Consider the following 17210-nt stretch of genomic DNA (forward strand, 5'->3'; position numbering starts at 1 on the left):
GTTAATACTACATCAAGTCTATCACAGACTTTTCAGTTTATGAATCATTTCTGTCGGGTTGGCATCTGCAAATACAGCATTCCCGGCAACCAAAACATCAGCTCCGGCATCAACCAAGCGTTTTCCCGTTTCCAAATTTACACCTCCATCTACTTCGATAAGTGTATGCAATCCTCGTCTTACAATCATATCTTTGAGGCAAGACACTTTATCGAGTGTGCGCTCTATAAATTTCTGACCACCAAAGCCCGGATTTACAGACATAAGCAATACCATATCCAAATCCTGAAGTATATCTTCGAGTAAACTAACAGGAGTATGAGGATTTAAAGTAACGGCAGCTTTCATCCCCGCATCATGTATTGCAGCAATAGTTCGATGCAGATGTACACAAGCCTCGTAATGCACATTCATCATATATGCACCTGCATCCTTTACAACAGGAATATACTGATCGGGATTTACAATCATCAGATGTACATCCAATGGTTTCTTTGCCATTTTACTGATCTGCTTAATTATCGGGAAACCGAACGAGATATTGGGAACAAATGTTCCGTCCATTACATCACAATGAAACCAATCGGCTTCACTATTGTTTACCATTTCTATATCGGCTTGCAAATTAAGAAAATCAGCAGACAATAATGACGGAGCTATTTTATGGTGCATACTATTGAATTATAAGTTATAAATTTGATGTTATCATCCTTTAAAGCAAAAATACGAAAAAGAGCACAAGTGACAAAAAGAAAAAAGGTACAAACATAAAAAGTCTATACCCTTTATTTCTTTTCTGAGAGATTTCTTAATTCACACAAAACTCATTTAGTGATCTTGGTAAAGATTTCTCAGCATAATATGTTCGTGCAAATTGTTTTAGAAAGTCCAGTGTACTTTTGGCAGGTGCGACAACCTCCCCTTCATTATCAACACTTTTGCACAGCTTATGAGTATAGTTTTTTTTCATAGGCGATTTCCTTAAATAAGTTAGTTCTATCTATGAAACGCCAACCTTATATCTATATTGTTTATGATCTAATATTTAACATTCTAGCTCATACGAGTTTTATAATCCTCGTAACTAAATTCCCTGTAAATCTCTAACTGGTTAGACTTATTCCAAAGAGCAATAGCCGGATGAGATATACCATTAAACATAGTAGTCTTCACGATTGTATAATGAATCATATCTTCGAATATAATCTTATCACCTATAAGAAGAGGTTCATCAAAAGACCATTCTCCAACAAAATCGCCACTCAGGCAACTACTTCCTCCCATACGATAAGTGGGTAGTCCTTGTACAGGTTCGTGATATGCGCCTCTGATATGCGGTTTGTAAGGCATTTCCAAACAATCGGGCATGTGGCATGCAAAAGACACATCGAGTATTGCTGTCTTAACCCCTCTGTTCTCTACAATATCTACCACTGTAGAAACCAAGACTCCTGTTTGCCAAGCAAAAGCACTTCCCGGTTCCATGATAATCTCTAGATTAGGATACTTCGCTTTAAAAGATTGGAGTAAGCCGATAAGATGTTCCACGTCATAATCTTTTCGGGTCATAAGGTGCCCGCCTCCCATATTAAACCACTTCACCTGCGACAATAAATGCCCAAACTTCTGCTCAATCACTTCCAGGGTTTTCTCTAAGTCGTATGACGACGATTCGCACAATGTATGGAAATGCAGTCCTTCTACACCTTCAGGTAACTTGTCACCCAACTGATCCAAAGAGATACCTAGACGTGAACCCGGAGTAGCGGGATTATATAAATCAGTCTCTACCGTAGAATATTCGGGATTGATGCGTAAGCCACAGGATGCTTTATGTGAATGCTTCAACGTTTCGGGATAAAACCGATCGAACTGCGATAAAGAGTTGAACGTAATATGACTGCTATAACGCATGAAAAGAGGAAAATTTTCGGGTGTATATGCCGGAGTAAAAGTATGCGCCAAACTACCCATTTCTTCATACGCCAATTGAGCCTCATACACAGAACTAGCTGTAGAACATGGTATGTATTCTCTTATAATAGGAAACGATTTCCACATTGCATACGCCTTGAATGCCAATATAATATTCACTCCTGCCCTATCTTTCACCGATTTGATAAGACTGAGATTGTTTCTAAGCAATTCTTCTTCCATCACAAAGCAAGGTGACGGTACTTTATTTATTTCTATCATTTTTATTCAGTTACTTGCAAAAAAACTTACAAGCTGCAAAGGTCGTGATTTTATTCTCGATGTTTAAATAATTTATTATAAAAATTTGGAGATATAAAACTTAAACAATTACTTTGCTTTTCAAAGTTCTTTAAATACACACGATGAAAAATAATATCTTCTATTTTTTAGTATGCTTTAGTATATTTATTCTACTAAAATTCATATTTCCTTATTTAGGCATAGATTCTTTACAGTTTCTACTCGCTCCCACTAACAAGATAATTTCATTTATAATAAATTCACCCTCAACATACGACACCGAAGCTGGGTATTTATATCCATATTTAAATATCGTCATAAACAAATCGTGTTCAGGTTTCAACTTCTTTATCATCTGTTTTCTTATGTACACTTTTGTACTTATAAAAGCGAGTAAAATAAAAAAATGGTATAAACTTCCTTTTGCCCTCATTCTGGCATACACTACAACTATAATAACGAATGTATCCAGAATTGTTGGTTACCTCACTATAATGAATAATGAAACGTCTTTCTTCTCTCTATCGAAGATATCATGGCTACATCAGGCCGAAGGCATCGTCGTTTATCTTACATTTCTTATCATAGCATACATTACCTCCAATTACATAATTACTAAAACAGAAATCAAACATGACGAAGCTACTCAATCCTAAATGGTTACTACGATCCAACACGCTGCCAATAGCAATCCTTCTGTTTCTTGGATACAGTGAGTTCAACATTATAAAACCTTTGCTAAACGAACAGAGTATCACGCTTTGGTATTATTTTGCTGCCACTCTTATTCTCTTAATGGCATGCAATGCTACATATGCGATTATACAAATCAGACGAAGAAAGAGATTAGACTTAACATATTGTACCACATCTTTTATAGCCTATACTCTTTATATATATCTCTATTATCACAATTCAGGGGATATCATACCTTTCAGCATACCAAATTGGATGATTTCCGGCAATATTTTCATGTACGTAGGATCTTTCCTTATGCCGACACTAATTCACTCACTGTTTGCATCTGTAATTATATTAACACCAAATGCAAATAACAGAAGAGCTTCGGTTAACATATTTTTCGCCATTCTCATACCAGCGATATTTTACATGTTCGGCGTGGTTTTTTCCAGTTTATGGAACGGTATATCTTCCATCAACGGAGACCTATTCGTTTTGCTCATCATCATTATTACGGCTGCATTCTTGTTTTTTATACTACGCTTTGTTTATATATTAATATCCAAGCGCAAATTATATACTCATGAATTAGTATGGAAAATACTAATCAGTTTTATATTACCAATAGCCGGATTATTGATTAATACAAGGCTAGACCACTTATTCGGTGATTTCTCCAATATTTGGTTTTATGTAATAACTATTCTGAATGCAACATTGCTCTGCATACCTAATCCCAGCGATAAGAAATTAAGATTGCTGCTGTTTAGCGGAAGGTGCATAACGTTCACCTACACCTTGTATTTCTTTATTGTAATGATGCCACTACTGCCATTTTCAATTTTTGCTGTTATATTTTTAGGGCTCGGTTTTTTAATGCTTACACCACTGATACTTTTCCCTATACATCTCAACGAATTAACCAAAGACTTCAGAGCATTAAAACAAGTATACAAGAAACCAACAATATACCTTAGTGCAACCATTGGTATACTTATCCTACCTATCGGCACAACGATAAGCTATTTATACGATAAGAACATGCTAAGCAGAACACTTGAATATATCTACAGCCCTGATTATAGCAAAGATTACAGACTAAGTGCTGATGCAGTAAACAAAATGCTCTCGACAATAGATCATAGAGTAGGAAGAGGTGATATATTTTTCTATCAGTCTACCCCATTTTTATCCAGTTATTACAAATGGCTCGTAATGGATAACCTGAACTTATCGCAATCGAAAAAAGACATGATGAGAGACCTCTTCAACGGTTCGGTTGACGACTATCATCAAAACCAATTTGTAAACACCTTAGACACTGCGAATATTAAAATAACAGACATTAAACAACATAGCGAATATGACACCAATAAAAAAGTATGGATAAGCAACATAGACTTGACTATAAAAAACGGTGATACTCCACTATGGAACTCTGAATATAAAACCTATATAAATCTACCCGAAGGCTGTTGGATAAGCGATTATTATCTGTATGTAGGTGACGTAAAAGAAATGGGTATTCTAGCTGAGAAAAAAGCTGCCACATGGATATTTAACCAAATAAGGAACGTAAACCGAGATCCAGGACTATTACGATATCTGCAGGGTAATCTGGTTGAATTCAAGGTATTTCCTTTTCAAAAGGAGGAAGTCAGATATACAGGTATCGAATTTATACATAAAGACCCCGTAGAAATAATAATAGACAATCATAAACTCGTTCTTGGCAATCCGCAAATTCAGCAATCTGTAAACCCCATCTCTACAGTAAAAACCGATGATGCCATTTATCTTTCTGCGGAAGATAAAAGCAGGTTAGAAACTGTTGAGCGTAAGCCGTATTATCATTTTATAGTTGATGTTTCAGCCAACAGAAATGATTTAAGCTTAACAAAGTACGATTATTCTAAAACTCAACAAGTAAATACGCTACCAAAAGAAATAGTTAAGAAAAGACAAGCCAAATTTACTCAAGCTATAAACAATCTGTTCAAGAAACATCTTATTGAAACAAAAAGAGATGATGCTAAAGTATCATTTACAAACACGTATGTCAAAGAACGATTAATGAGTTCGGACTTCGAAAAAGACATCTCAAGCCAAGACTTCGAAGGTGGTTTTTTCTTGGATCGCGCTATCAAAAAAATCTTATTCGACTCGTATACAAACCCAAGCAATACATATCCTGTAATTGTAGTGGTTAGTGACAACATTGACAAAGCAATAGTCAATCTTGATTTTGAAAATATGAGGTTTACTTATCCCGAAAGTGACACATTTTATTCGATACAAAATGACAATCTGCGTTCTCATACCTTTGCTACAGGAACTCAGGTTATAAAAAGCAATGTAGACTCTATCCCAAAGCACAACGTAAAAGCCTGGCCAAATCCAGCTAACCCGACATCTTATCTTCCTGATGATAATAAACCTTCTATAATATTGACCACTAAAAGCAAGAGTCTTGAAATTACTCAAAATGATATAAAAGAAAAAGATTGGGAATCAGGATTACAAATGCAAGCTCAATGGATGCTACAATCATTATACCCTGAAACAGCGGATAAAGAATGGCTATCGCTTGTGCAAAACAGCTTTAAGTCTCGCATAATGACTCCTCTTACTTCTTATATCGTTGTAGAAAATGAAGCTCAAAAGGCTTTACTAAAAAGGAAGCAGGAAGAAACACTCTCAGGAAACCGATCGCTTGATTTGAGTGACGATACGCAGCGAATGTCTGAACCCGATCTCATTTTAATAGCCGTTTTGTTCGGTCTTTTTCTATTATATTATAAGCATAGAAAGAGGAAACAGAATCTTCATTAATATTCTACTACAGCAGTCTACTCCTAGATTGCTGTTTTTTTATTAATCTCCAAAATAAAAGACTTCAGCTTTTATTTTACTTTCTTCACATCAATAAAACTTAATACTAAACTATTTACTAATTTTACCCCCTCTTATTATATGATAATTTCAGAATGAAAAAATACAACCTCCCCGATATAAACCGCCGGACAGATACCGTCATACTGGCAAATGGTAATTTTCCTTCCAATCCTTTAGCTTTATCGATACTCAACAACTGCAAGTACCTTGTCTGTTGCGACGGGGCAACTAATAATCTGACAAACACAAGCAGATTGCCCGATGCAATAGTTGGCGATTGTGATTCGCTCTCGGAAGAGAACCAAATACGGTTTGCAGATATTATACACAGAATTCCCGAACAGGAAACCAACGACCTTACAAAAGCCGTACGATTCTGCTTGAAACAAGGAAGAAAAGAGTTGACGATACTCGGCGCAACAGGCAAACGGGAAGATCATACCATTGCCAATATAAGCTTGCTATGCGAGTATATGAATGATGCCGACGTAGAAATGATTACCAACTACGGTGTATTTAACGGAATAGGCTCTACCTCTCTTTTCGAAAGCTATAAAGGGCAGCAAGTATCTTTATTCTGCATAGATCAGAGCATTGTAACATCGCACAATCTTTTGTATGCTATCGAAAAGCGGACTTTTACCAACTGGTGGCAAGCCACCCTGAACGAATCTACAAGCGATGAGTTTAGGATAGAAACAAACGGACGTATGATCGTTTACAGGGCTTTTTGATTATCCCCAAGCGTTAAGCTCCTACCTCACCGATTTCCTTCGCCTTATATGCCATCGCATAAAAACGGATTTGCTTTATCATAGACACAAGACCGTTGGAGCGCGTAGGCGAAAGGTTTTCTTTCAGCCCAATCTTCTCTATAAAGTAAAGATCGGTATTTATAATTTCATCCGGCGTACGGTTCGACAGCACCTTTATCAGTAGAGCGATAATGCCTTTTACGATTACAGCATCGCTCTCCGCTTTAAGGACTATTTTACCGTCGATGTAATCAGCCTGTAGCCATACCCGGCTTTGGCAACCAACAATAAGATTATCTTCTGTCTTATTCTTATCGTCTAATTTATCCAGTGAATTTCCCAATTCTATCAATAATGCGTAACGATCCATCCAGTCGTCAAACATCGAAAATTCTTCTATAATCTCGTCTTGAACTTCGTTTATTGTAGCCATTTATTCCCTCTGTTTATTTTTCCTTATATACAACCTCCAGCACTGTTTGTCCTACGGCCTTCAATGTTTCTTTACTGATATTGCGCATATCATCTTTTTGTGTATGCCATGAATGGAAGAACCCATGATCCATATCCTGACGGTAATCGATAATATCGATACTCGGTATCTTGCGAATCTGATTTACAGGGACATGATCGTCTGTTACTCCACCCACATCTTTACCAATAAAGAATTTGCCATAGCTAAGCAGTCCGGCTGTTCTCCATACTTTTTCAAGTATATCTTCTGCATATTCTTTGGATATAGCTTCCTTATAAAAGGTTGCTCCTTCTGCTCCAACCATATCCAATAATATCCCGAATTTAGCTTTATAATTTGGTACATGCGGATTATTTGCCCAGTACTGAGAGCCCAAACACCATGTTTCTCCTTTAATCAAAGATTTCTCCGCAAAGGCAGGGATACCATAATCTTCTGCATCAAAAAAGATGATATCTACTCCCACCTCAGGTGCTTTGGTCTGAAGTACTCTTCCTATCTCCATCAATACTCCTACTCCACTGGCACCGTCATTAGCACCCAGCAACGGTTTCTTAAGATTAGCCGGATCAGGATCCTGATCTGAATACGGACGTGTGTCCCAATGGGCAAAAAGCAACACCCTGTTTTTCTTCTCCAAACCATAAGAGGCTATTATATTACGGGCATTAAGCTTTGTGCCATCATATGCCGTTACCACCATCTTCTGTTCCTGAACTTCTGCTCCGAAACGTTTCATTTCGGCTACCAGGTAATCGCCACAAGCAACGTGCTCTTTAGTGTTCGGCACACGGTATCCGAATGCAACTTGTCTGTCTAAATAAGCGTATGCGCTATCGGCGTTGAAGTCCGGCGATACTTTCTGATACGAGTCAGCCATCGTATTCGCATTTTGAGTTGTTTTCCCACACGAGCATGCTATAAAAATCAAAGACATGCATGTAATGTATATGTTCTTAATTGCCATCTTATACTAGTTTACTTTACAGAATACAATCTACAAATATAGAGATTTGTTGTGAGGTAGAGGTTTCATTTAAGAGTTTTTTCGATTAGCACCTTCACTACACTAAAACAAGTAAGGCGTCTAACTCCAAAAAGTGACAAAAGTAACACATATCATATTATTTATATTGTCACCCTCTGTAAAGATATCCGGGAGGTAAGACTTCACCACTACGCCTAACCTTAACAAATTTGGGTTTAAGCTCAACTTCTGTGTTGTCGTTGCTTGCTTCATCACTATCCACTGTAGAACAATCTGGTATATCTTGTAATTCGGAAGTTTCACTGTCTTTTTTCGGATGTAAATCTTTGTCTTTTTTGGGTGTGTTTCCTTTCCTTAAATTCTCACGCAGTAGATTTAGATTCTCCGCTGTTTTCTGATCACGAACAACAATTGTTAAAGTAGACGGAGTGTTCTCCTCTTCTTTATTGGCTTTACTATCTTGACGAGAAAGTGTAAGCTTTATCGCATGGGTATCAGGGGCGTATTCTTTTTGTTTTACGATCTGCGATTTTAGCACCAGCTCATCAGGATTATTTTTATCGGGAACGTATATCGTTTTTGTCTCTGTAAGGGTATAACCTTCCAGTTTCCTTTTTAGTGACTTGCGAGCCAGCATCATTAGCATATCATCACGACGATCTATCGCTTCTTCTATTGCTTCTCTGAATTCGGGCTTTGTATCTTTCCATTCATAAAAAGATTTTCTGCTGATTTTTAATATACTGCATATCTCTGAGATAGAATAAGTATCCGCTTCTATCAGTGTAACAATCTTCTCTACTAGTTTTTCTGTGTACTTTGCCATATCTATTATTATAAGTTGTTTATAATAGATAATTATTTAGGAAAGTGATAAATATGTATTAGGATATATTTCGTCTCTATTTCTTTATCCCATATAGCTTTTGATCCTGTTCGAAAGTCTTCAATAATAAGTTTCTATAGACTTGCTCTTTTTCCACTATTTGAGACATATCCTTATGAAAATAGAAAATAAAATTATTTACAACAATACCTTTTTCTTTATCTTCCGATTGATATATATGTTGCATTTTCCATCCTATAAATTCTGGCACAAATAAAGCTTCTAATGAGTCACATTTATTCTTATAAATTTTCATAGAATCCTCATATATCTTTGATTTTTCAGGGTCTTCATATTTATACGTGTGCATCAATAGCGTAGAAAGACCTTCTATTAGATAAAAATGTTGATATTCCGGAGTCTTTTTTACAGAAGTAAATGTAGAATCAAGCCCACTAAATTGAACAGACTTGTAATTTACAACAGAGTCATTTTGCAAATAGACATGTATCATTCGTTGTACAGCCTCTTCTTTAGATATTTTTTTACAAGAAGAAACAACCAAGGGCAAAATAACGATATAGCAGAAATTTTTGATAATATATTTCATCTTAAAAATAAAAAAATGTTCTTTTCAATTTTTCTTTTGCCTCCATATAGCATCAGCAATAGATCTGTATCTTCCCCAGAATTTATAATGAGTAAGAGAGAAAAATGAGATTAGCCGTCCGATGTGTTTATTCAAAAGAAAAAGATGTTGAATACGATAGAAAACAATCAGAAGAATAAAAAAGACGATAAAAGAAAAGACTTTTTCGACAAAAGGATAATGCAAAAAATCGGAAGACAATTTGTTTAACAAATAAGTTGCAAGTGTAGAATAGAATATACTTATAATAACAAAGAGTCCGTGAGCACTTTCTATTGCTCTTTTAGGACAAATAGACATACATCGCATACAACTCTCACACTTCAAGAGCCAAAAAGGACGCTTGTTTAATATTTTGATTGCTTTTACAGGACATTGTTTCACACACAGCTGGCATCCATCACAAGCAGTTGAAGCATAGAATGATTTTGCAAAGGCAAAACGCCCTGCAATATAATATCCTAAAGATATAGGGGATATCAGTATATCTTGAACAATATCCCTGTATGCTACAAAAACAGAATTTCCTTCAAATATCCTGTCACAATATTTCTTTACTTTATAAAAATTAGCTTCATGCAAAAATGCTACAGCGTTCTGACTCAATGCCGGATGAATCGACATCCAATTAGAGGGCATATCGAAAGGTATTTGTCCTTTAATCTTATATCCTTTCTTTTTTAGCATTATTGTTGATACAAAAAATGCGATTCCGGTCAAACCCGGTGTTACTGTTTTTCCAATCTTTAGTCCGGCTCTTGTATTCATCAATACAATATCGTTAGAGCCTTTTGGAAATCGGCGAATAAAGCCTAGGGTTATTGGGGGATAGTTGAATCCATGTATTGGTGAAATAATAATTACCAAAGTGTCAGGGTCTATGTCAATACTGTTATGTCTTGCTGTATCTATATTCTCTAAGTTGCATATTATATTCTTTTCGGCAGCAAATTCTCGAATCCAATAGGAAATCCTTTTCGCATTCCCTGTTCCCGAAAAATAATAAATCCTTATTTTTTTATATACAAGCATTCAGTATATCAGATAAGATTATAATTCAAAGATAGTTACAAAAATAATTTTCGCTTCATTTTTCGATATAAATCAATAAAAAAAATAAAGTGACTACTTGCGACAATAGCCTAAAGTTACATTTCTATCGTCTTTTCGGATTTGTAATCCGAANNTTCGGATTACAAATCCGAAAGAACGATAGAAGGAAGATCCTAAAGAAGGAAGCAATTATATACAAAGAAGCCGCAATTTGAATCAAATTACGGCTTCTTCTATTTTGTAAATATGCTATTTACGCATCAATCTTAGCATAAGTTGCATTTTCTTCGATAAACTCACGGCGCGGAGCTACGTCTTCACCCATCAGCATAGAGAAAACGTGATCGGCTTCTGCTGCATTTTCTATCGTCACCTGACGCAATGTACGGTGCTCAGGATTCATGGTAGTATCCCAAAGCTGCTCGGCATTCATTTCTCCAAGACCTTTATATCGCTGTGTGTGAATAGCATTTTCATCACCATCCGCATATTTCTCGATAAATGCACGGCGTTGGCGATCGTCCCAGCAATACTCTTCGTTTTTACCCTTGCGGCAAAGATAAAGCGGAGGCGTTGCAATATAGATATACCCTTTCTCCAACAGAGCTTTCATATGGCGGAAGAAGAAAGTAAGAATCAGCGTTGCAATGTGGCTTCCGTCCACATCGGCATCGGTCATGATCACCACTTTTTGATAACGAAGCTTTTGGAGGTTCAACTCTTTAGAGTCTTCTTCCGTTCCTATCGTTACTCCTAGTGCTGTATATATATTTTTTATCTCATCACTTTCGAGAACCTTGTGAGGCATCGCTTTTTCCACATTCAGAATCTTACCCCTAAGAGGAAGAATTGCTTGGAATCCACGGTCACGGCCTTGTTTTGCTGTACCACCCGCAGAGTCTCCTTCGACAAGGAAGATCTCACATATCGAAGCATCTTTACTCGAACAGTCAGCCAGTTTTCCCGGTAAACCACCACCTGTAAGCGGAGATTTACGTTGTACCAACTCACGGGCTTTGCGAGCCGCTGCACGTGCTGTTGCCGCAAGGATAACTTTTTCTACAATGATTTTCGCTTCTTTCGGATGCTCTTCAAGATATATGCCCAAAGCCTCTCCAACAGCCTGATCAACAGCTCCAATAACCTCATTGTTACCAAGTTTAGTCTTTGTCTGTCCTTCAAACTGAGGCTCAGCAACTTTGATAGAAACAACAGCAGTAAGTCCTTCACGGAAGTCATCACCATTAATTTCCACTTTCACTTTCTCAAGCATCTTCGAGTCATCAGCGTACTTCTTCAGCGTACGAGACAACCCACGGCGAAATCCAGTAAGGTGTGTACCACCTTCTATTGTGTGTATATTATTTACATACGAATATACATTCTCATTATAAGATGTATTATATGTCATCGCCACTTCTACCGGTATTCCTTGTTTTTCGGTAACAATGTGTATCACATCTTCTATTAATGCTTCTTTAGACGCATCTATATATCGTACAAATTCTTCCAGCCCTTTTTCGGAGAAGAAAGTATCTGTCTTGAATGTTCCATCTTGTTTTACCTGACGACGATCGACCAACGATAGACGAACTCCGGCATTAAGAAAAGCCAGTTCGCGAAGACGTGACGCCAATGTATCATATTTGTACTCTGTTACTACAAATATAGAATCATCCGGCTTGAAAGTTATAATTGTACCTGTATGATCTGTAGTTCCTATTTTTTCTACACCAGTCAGGGGTTTTCCACAAGAATATTCTTGTACATATACATTCCCTTGTTTGTGTACCTCGGCTTTTAGGTATGTAGACAATGCGTTGACACACGACACCCCCACACCGTGAAGACCTCCCGAAACTTTGTAAGTTCCTTTGTCGAATTTACCTCCGGCATGCAAGACTGTAAGAACGACCTCGAGAGCCGATTTCTTCTCTTTAGCCATTATATCCACCGGGATACCACGACCATTGTCTTGTACTGTTATCGAATTATCCTCGTGTATAGTGACTTTGATATCATCACAATATCCGGCCAATGCCTCGTCAATAGAGTTGTCTACAACTTCATACACAAGATGGTGTAATCCTTTTTCGCTTATATCACCGATATACATCGCGGGTCTTTTCCTTACAGCTTCAAGGCCTTCGAGCACTTGAATATTTTGTGCGGAATAAGATTCGCTTGCAATTTTTTGGTTCTCAGTCATATTTATATTTTGCTATTAAATAGGCGAATAATCGCCTGAGGTTTTGCGTTTGAAAAATCTAACAAATATACAGATTTTTATCCACATAAGCAAGAATAGAAGCCATCGTTTTGCTTGCTTATAAATAAAGAAAAGAATCAAAAAATTAACAGTTTTATTTATATAAAAACATGTAAAACCCAATAAAATTCTGATTGCTTTTGTTTTCTTTGTATTCTTCGATATGTCCAATAAATAATTTAACCGAATACGATGAAAAAACAATTCACATTTCTATTTTTTATTTTAAGTATCCTCTTTTCTATAACGAGTTGCTCCGATAAAGACAATGAAGTAGAGGATACGCTCAGTCTATCAAAAAGTCAATTATTTTTTAAAGTTTCAACTGAAAAACAAAGCATTACAATCAAATCAAATACCAAGTGGAAAATTGACAAGAATATTCCCTCATGGTGCACTGTGAGTCCCATGTCTGGAGAGGGCGATGTAACGATTAATGTAGAAGCGAAAGAAAACACGCAAGAGGTTAAGCTTACAACACAGTTGGTTATAAAAACCAAAACAAAAATACAAAAAGTAAGTATACAACAAGAAGCTGCTCCGCCGGCACCTCTCGAAGGGTACTATTTCCCGCTACTGACTATCAATACTAAAAATGGCACACCAATTATATCGAAGGATGACTATATGGACGCAACCATAAAGATAGAATCAAGGGATAATAAAGGGGTTATAAAAGAGATGCTAATGGAAGCTGACACCGAAATAAAAGGTCGTGGGAACAGTACGTGGGGAATGGAAAAGAAACCTTACAAACTGAAACTAAAAGAATCGGCGCAAGTATTGGGCATGCCTAAAAACAAACATTGGGTGTTGCTAGCCAACTACTCGGATAAGACATTGATGCGAAACGAATTGGCATTTGAGATCAGCCGTCGTATGGGATTTGCATGGACTCCACGCATACAGTATGTAGATGTTGTACTTAATGGAGAATGTATAGGAAATTACATGCTTGGAGAGCATATACGGGTAGACAAAAACAGGGTCAATATTCCCCGATTGAAAGCAGCAGATACAGATATCACAGGAGGATATCTGCTCGAAATAGATGAGCGAAAAGGAGAACCCGTATGGTTTGAAACACTAGAAGCAAAAATGACATTCTGTGTAAACACACCGGAAGACATACCGGCTAATCAAAAAGAATATATATCAAACTATATCCAAAATATAGAAAACATCATATACGGAAAAAATGATGTAAACCCTATAGAAGAATTACCGAAGTATTTGGATATGAAATCATTCATTGATTATGTATTACTAAACGAATTATCGAAAAACGTTGATGGCAATCTACGCCTAAGTACATTCGTCTATAAAAATAGAGGCGACGATAAGCTATATTTCGGACCGGTATGGGACTATGATATTGCTTTCGGAAATGTAAATTACGACAACTGCGATATGGTATCAGGATGGCATGCACGTGCAAGAGCTCCTTGGTATCAACAATTTTTCTCTCATCCCGAATTTGAAAATATGGTAAAAGACAGGTGGAACGCATTACGTGGCAATGAATTAAGTGATGCAAACATAAATACGTTCATTAACAGCATGGCTGAAAAAATAAATGTATCTCAACATTATAATTTTCAGAAATGGTTAATACTGGATAAGCAAGTCTGGCCTAACCCTATTGTAACTGGAAGTTATCAAGGTGAGGTTAATTATCTTAAGACCTGGATAAAAAACAGATTAAGTTGGATGGATCCACAATTTAAGTAATTAATACGGCATATTATAAACTAAAAAAGAGAAGAGGGAATCCCTTTTCTCTTTTTGCTTAAGTACTAACTGGTATGTATCTACCATTTTTTCATAAACCTGTTTATGATTTTCTTCAAACGAAGAAGGTATTTATATTCCTTGTATTTTTCATCTGATATAAAACCATATTTATGCTGTATCATATAGTAATCGGAATAGAAATCGAAATAAGAAGACGATATACCTCCTAATCTGAAATTAGAGATCACAACATCCACTTCTTCGAGCTCTACACCCTTACTTACACATCTACAAATAAAGTCATAATCTGCCAAGACTTTTATAGAAAGATCAAATGCTCCATATTTATTGTAAACCTCTTTAGATACAAAAAATGTAGAGTGAGGCAGTACACTCTCCGATATAAACGAAGCTCCACGGCGTTGCACATTAAAAATCTTATTGTCTTTCCACACGCGCTCTATACCGTATATCATAGAATTGCTCTGATCTACCACTCCGTCAGAAAACTTATTCCACATAACTTCGAGGGTATTATCCTCATACCAATCATCAGAGTTGGTTATCCCGATCAACTTTCCGCTAGCAAGAGATATTCCTTTATTCATCGCATCATAAACACCTTTGTCGGGTTCACTTACTATTCGTACCGTGACTCCTTTCTTTTCGAAGTCAGGGATATAACTCTCTATTTTATCCAGAGTTTGGTCTTTCGATACCGCATCGATGATAATATATTCAAAGTCAGAAAAAGTTTGTCTTAACAAAGCTTCTACTGTTCCATATAATGTGTTTTCAGAATTGTATGTTGGTGTTATGATAGATATTCTTGGCATATCTAAATTATTTTATTTAAGTCTACGAACAAAGATACATTTTTTTTATAAATGCATTCACCGTTCTATATATATTAAAAAAAGAGATTTCATAATTCTTAAAAAGCCTATACCTGCTTAATTATTTAACATTACGACAGAAACAATCGTGTCGTTTAGACGTTTTAAATATACAGTAGGAATATGCTTGTATACATCATGTGGATAATAAATGCTCTTTTATATTATAAGTTTCAATAGAATTAGCAACCTTGCTAAAACATGAAATAATGAAAACTAAATTATTTGTATACGCCAGTATACTATTCCTCGCCGCTTGGATGTCTTATGGATGTAATGAAAAAGAAACAGATACTTGTCTTACCATATCTGCAAAAGAGATCAACAACAAATCATTTGTAAATGGCGGACAATATCAGATTCTCGATGCTAGTAATAAAGTTGTAGGAACATATACGCTCACTTCCGGAACAATAAATATCTCTAACTTAGCCGTAGGAAAATATGTAGTAGAAGAAATAAGTTCTCCCGATAACTATGATGCCAGCCAAAAACGAATAGAAATTATTCTAAAGTACTCTTGTATCGAAGCTACATTCTCGTATATAGATTCCAAATTGAAAGAAATACCGGAAGAGCAGACCTTGCAATTCATAAATTATCAAGGGCTTATAAACTTAGGGGAATATAATGCTGTGCGTATTGGAGAATATTACTGGATTGATAGGAATTTTTCTCATACAATAAAAAAAGGAAATGGCTTCGAAAACGATATACCTATCACTCAAAACATCTTAAATAAATATCTTGAACGTGTGCGCATCGATCCCCAATATTATCAATTATCGAATATAAACAATTTTGAAAAATACTATGGAAGATATTACAGCTATCCGAGTATAGAATATATGAATAAGTACTGCTTTATGGCTGACGAGAATGGCAATAAAATCGAAGGCTGGAGATTACCTTTTCCTGCTGATTATAGGCAATTATTTGCCATGTCGCCATTCAACACATCGCATGATGCTACTCATACAAATCTTAACGAAAGAGATGTACGTTTCGCATTAAGTAGCATGAATGGAGAGAATCCATTAGCCTTTAATATCTATCAAGGAAATAATAGCCCATATAAAGTTTATTGGTTCGAAAAATCAACAAATATATATGGTTTCAATATGATGCCCGGAGGAGCCCGTCTGAATGGCGACGGCAGATGGTGTAATGGTCTAGGCTCTAATGGTGGCTGCTATGATGATGGGAAAAGAGGTGATATCTATCATCTATTCTATACTGTTTACTTATCTGTACAAAACACAAATAATACTTTTGGGTATGTAGGCATACATGATTATATAACTAGCAAAGAGTATGAATCATATCACTATCTCAATGTACGTTGGTGCAGGCCATTAACAGATATAGAGCTAGGCTATAAATTATATATCAATAAAGAGAAGACAGATATAAAGAAATTAGATCTTAAAGACTCACCTCCGGAAGGATATACAGAATTACCTCGCGGTTATACTCGTGGATTTTATGTACAATATATATTAAACAACCCCAATACAAAATTAACTGTATCTGACATTGTGAACTATGCTAAAAATGTTCAGGACAATTATGTCTCCGATAATCGTAACAACTCGAATATAATTTTGTAAAAAGCATGTATGCGTCATATTATTTTTTCTAAACAAAAAGGAGAGCTATAATAGGCTCTCCTCTTCTTATGCTGTTTATCTTTTGTGTACTTGTATAAATAACAAAAGTCCGCATACATTAAACTGTATGCGGACTCTGCATTTAAAACGGCGGTAACCTAC

At 36.2% G+C, this 17210-nt stretch carries 14 protein-coding genes; 5 read left to right on the forward strand and 9 right to left on the reverse strand.

Going from position 1 to position 17210, the window contains the following annotated elements; genetic code table 11:
* Positions 1-21: 21 nt before the first annotated feature.
* Together rpe and nspC are read right to left on the reverse strand one after the other, a co-directional pair.
* Positions 22-672 (reverse strand): ribulose-phosphate 3-epimerase, encoded by a 651-nt coding sequence (rpe, locus tag B3P17_RS13230; RefSeq protein WP_252639096.1) that lies wholly within the window; start codon positions 670-672, stop codon positions 22-24.
* A 381-nt stretch (positions 673-1053) separates the two neighbouring features.
* Complete coding sequence (gene nspC, locus B3P17_RS13235; RefSeq protein WP_252639095.1) at positions 1054-2196, reverse strand: carboxynorspermidine decarboxylase; 1143 nt, start codon at positions 2194-2196, stop codon at positions 1054-1056.
* 143 nt (positions 2197-2339) lie between these two features.
* On the opposite strand from nspC, the gene xrtK reads away from it, so the two are divergent.
* From xrtK to B3P17_RS13250, 3 genes are all read left to right on the forward strand, one after another.
* Positions 2340-2873 carry an exosortase K gene (gene xrtK, locus B3P17_RS13240; protein ID WP_252639094.1) on the forward strand — a complete coding sequence of 178 codons (534 nt, stop codon included), beginning with the start codon at positions 2340-2342 and terminating at the stop codon, positions 2871-2873.
* Positions 2851-5730, forward strand: a complete 2880-nt coding sequence (locus tag B3P17_RS13245; protein ID WP_252639093.1) for an MSEP-CTERM sorting domain-containing protein — start codon at positions 2851-2853, stop codon at positions 5728-5730. The genes xrtK and B3P17_RS13245 overlap by 23 nt, the downstream gene beginning before the upstream one ends.
* A 155-nt stretch (positions 5731-5885) precedes the next feature.
* The gene (locus B3P17_RS13250; protein ID WP_252639092.1) at positions 5886-6527 is read left to right on the forward strand and encodes a thiamine diphosphokinase; all 642 of its coding nucleotides are present in this window, start codon (positions 5886-5888) and stop codon (positions 6525-6527) included.
* Between the two features lie 13 nt (positions 6528-6540).
* Here the strand turns inward: B3P17_RS13250 and B3P17_RS13255 are convergent, their stop codons facing one another.
* The 6 genes from B3P17_RS13255 to gyrB form a co-directional block, all read right to left on the reverse strand.
* The gene (locus B3P17_RS13255; protein WP_006844157.1) at positions 6541-6981 is read right to left on the reverse strand and encodes a SufE family protein; all 441 of its coding nucleotides are present in this window, start codon (positions 6979-6981) and stop codon (positions 6541-6543) included.
* Positions 6982-6994: 13 nt separating this feature from the next.
* Complete coding sequence (locus B3P17_RS13260) at positions 6995-7990, reverse strand: M28 family peptidase (RefSeq protein WP_291105821.1); 996 nt, start codon at positions 7988-7990, stop codon at positions 6995-6997.
* A gap of 169 nt (positions 7991-8159) precedes the next feature.
* On the reverse strand, positions 8160-8837 hold the full coding sequence (locus B3P17_RS13265; protein WP_252639090.1) for a bacteriophage terminase small subunit: 678 nt from the start codon (positions 8835-8837) through the stop codon (positions 8160-8162).
* Between the two features lie 76 nt (positions 8838-8913).
* On the reverse strand, positions 8914-9447 hold the full coding sequence (locus B3P17_RS13270; RefSeq protein WP_252639089.1) for a hypothetical protein: 534 nt from the start codon (positions 9445-9447) through the stop codon (positions 8914-8916).
* 24 nt (positions 9448-9471) lie between these two features.
* Positions 9472-10518, reverse strand: coding sequence for an EFR1 family ferrodoxin (locus B3P17_RS13275; RefSeq protein ID WP_252639088.1), 1047 nt, complete (start codon positions 10516-10518; stop codon positions 9472-9474).
* A gap of 274 nt (positions 10519-10792) precedes the next feature.
* Positions 10793-12748: a DNA topoisomerase (ATP-hydrolyzing) subunit B gene (gyrB, locus tag B3P17_RS13280; protein WP_252639087.1), complete on the reverse strand. Its 1956-nt coding sequence runs from the start codon at positions 12746-12748 to the stop codon at positions 10793-10795.
* 252 nt (positions 12749-13000) lie between these two features.
* On the opposite strand from gyrB, the gene B3P17_RS13285 reads away from it, so the two are divergent.
* Positions 13001-14539, forward strand: a complete 1539-nt coding sequence (locus B3P17_RS13285) for a CotH kinase family protein (protein ID WP_291105825.1) — start codon at positions 13001-13003, stop codon at positions 14537-14539.
* Between the two features lie 80 nt (positions 14540-14619).
* Here B3P17_RS13285 and B3P17_RS13290 read toward each other — a convergent pair whose 3' ends face one another.
* Complete coding sequence (locus B3P17_RS13290) at positions 14620-15378, reverse strand: glycosyltransferase family 2 protein (protein WP_291105826.1); 759 nt, start codon at positions 15376-15378, stop codon at positions 14620-14622.
* 269 nt (positions 15379-15647) lie between these two features.
* Between B3P17_RS13290 and B3P17_RS13295 the strand changes: the two genes are divergently transcribed.
* The gene (locus B3P17_RS13295; protein ID WP_252639084.1) at positions 15648-17048 is read left to right on the forward strand and encodes a prealbumin-like fold domain-containing protein; all 1401 of its coding nucleotides are present in this window, start codon (positions 15648-15650) and stop codon (positions 17046-17048) included.
* The last annotated feature ends 162 nt before the right edge of the window (positions 17049-17210 follow it).

Origin of the sequence: Dysgonomonas sp. UBA7630 (assembly GCF_002483985.1) — a bacterium.
Classification (GTDB): domain Bacteria; phylum Bacteroidota; class Bacteroidia; order Bacteroidales; family Dysgonomonadaceae; genus Dysgonomonas.

Coding starts and splice junctions, on each gene's coding strand:
- rpe (WP_252639096.1), bottom strand. CDS start 672: ATGCACCATAAAATAGCTCCGTCATTATTGTCTGCTGATTTTCTTAAT.
- nspC (WP_252639095.1), bottom strand. CDS start 2,196: ATGATAGAAATAAATAAAGTACCGTCACCTTGCTTTGTGATGGAAGAA.
- xrtK (WP_252639094.1), top strand. CDS start 2,340: ATGAAAAATAATATCTTCTATTTTTTAGTATGCTTTAGTATATTTATT.
- B3P17_RS13245 (WP_252639093.1), top strand. CDS start 2,851: ATGACGAAGCTACTCAATCCTAAATGGTTACTACGATCCAACACGCTG.
- B3P17_RS13250 (WP_252639092.1), top strand. CDS start 5,886: ATGAAAAAATACAACCTCCCCGATATAAACCGCCGGACAGATACCGTC.
- B3P17_RS13255 (WP_006844157.1), bottom strand. CDS start 6,981: ATGGCTACAATAAACGAAGTTCAAGACGAGATTATAGAAGAATTTTCG.
- B3P17_RS13260 (WP_291105821.1), bottom strand. CDS start 7,990: ATGGCAATTAAGAACATATACATTACATGCATGTCTTTGATTTTTATA.
- B3P17_RS13265 (WP_252639090.1), bottom strand. CDS start 8,837: ATGGCAAAGTACACAGAAAAACTAGTAGAGAAGATTGTTACACTGATA.
- B3P17_RS13270 (WP_252639089.1), bottom strand. CDS start 9,447: ATGAAATATATTATCAAAAATTTCTGCTATATCGTTATTTTGCCCTTG.
- B3P17_RS13275 (WP_252639088.1), bottom strand. CDS start 10,518: ATGCTTGTATATAAAAAAATAAGGATTTATTATTTTTCGGGAACAGGG.
- gyrB (WP_252639087.1), bottom strand. CDS start 12,748: ATGACTGAGAACCAAAAAATTGCAAGCGAATCTTATTCCGCACAAAAT.
- B3P17_RS13285 (WP_291105825.1), top strand. CDS start 13,001: ATGAAAAAACAATTCACATTTCTATTTTTTATTTTAAGTATCCTCTTT.
- B3P17_RS13290 (WP_291105826.1), bottom strand. CDS start 15,378: ATGCCAAGAATATCTATCATAACACCAACATACAATTCTGAAAACACA.
- B3P17_RS13295 (WP_252639084.1), top strand. CDS start 15,648: ATGAAAACTAAATTATTTGTATACGCCAGTATACTATTCCTCGCCGCT.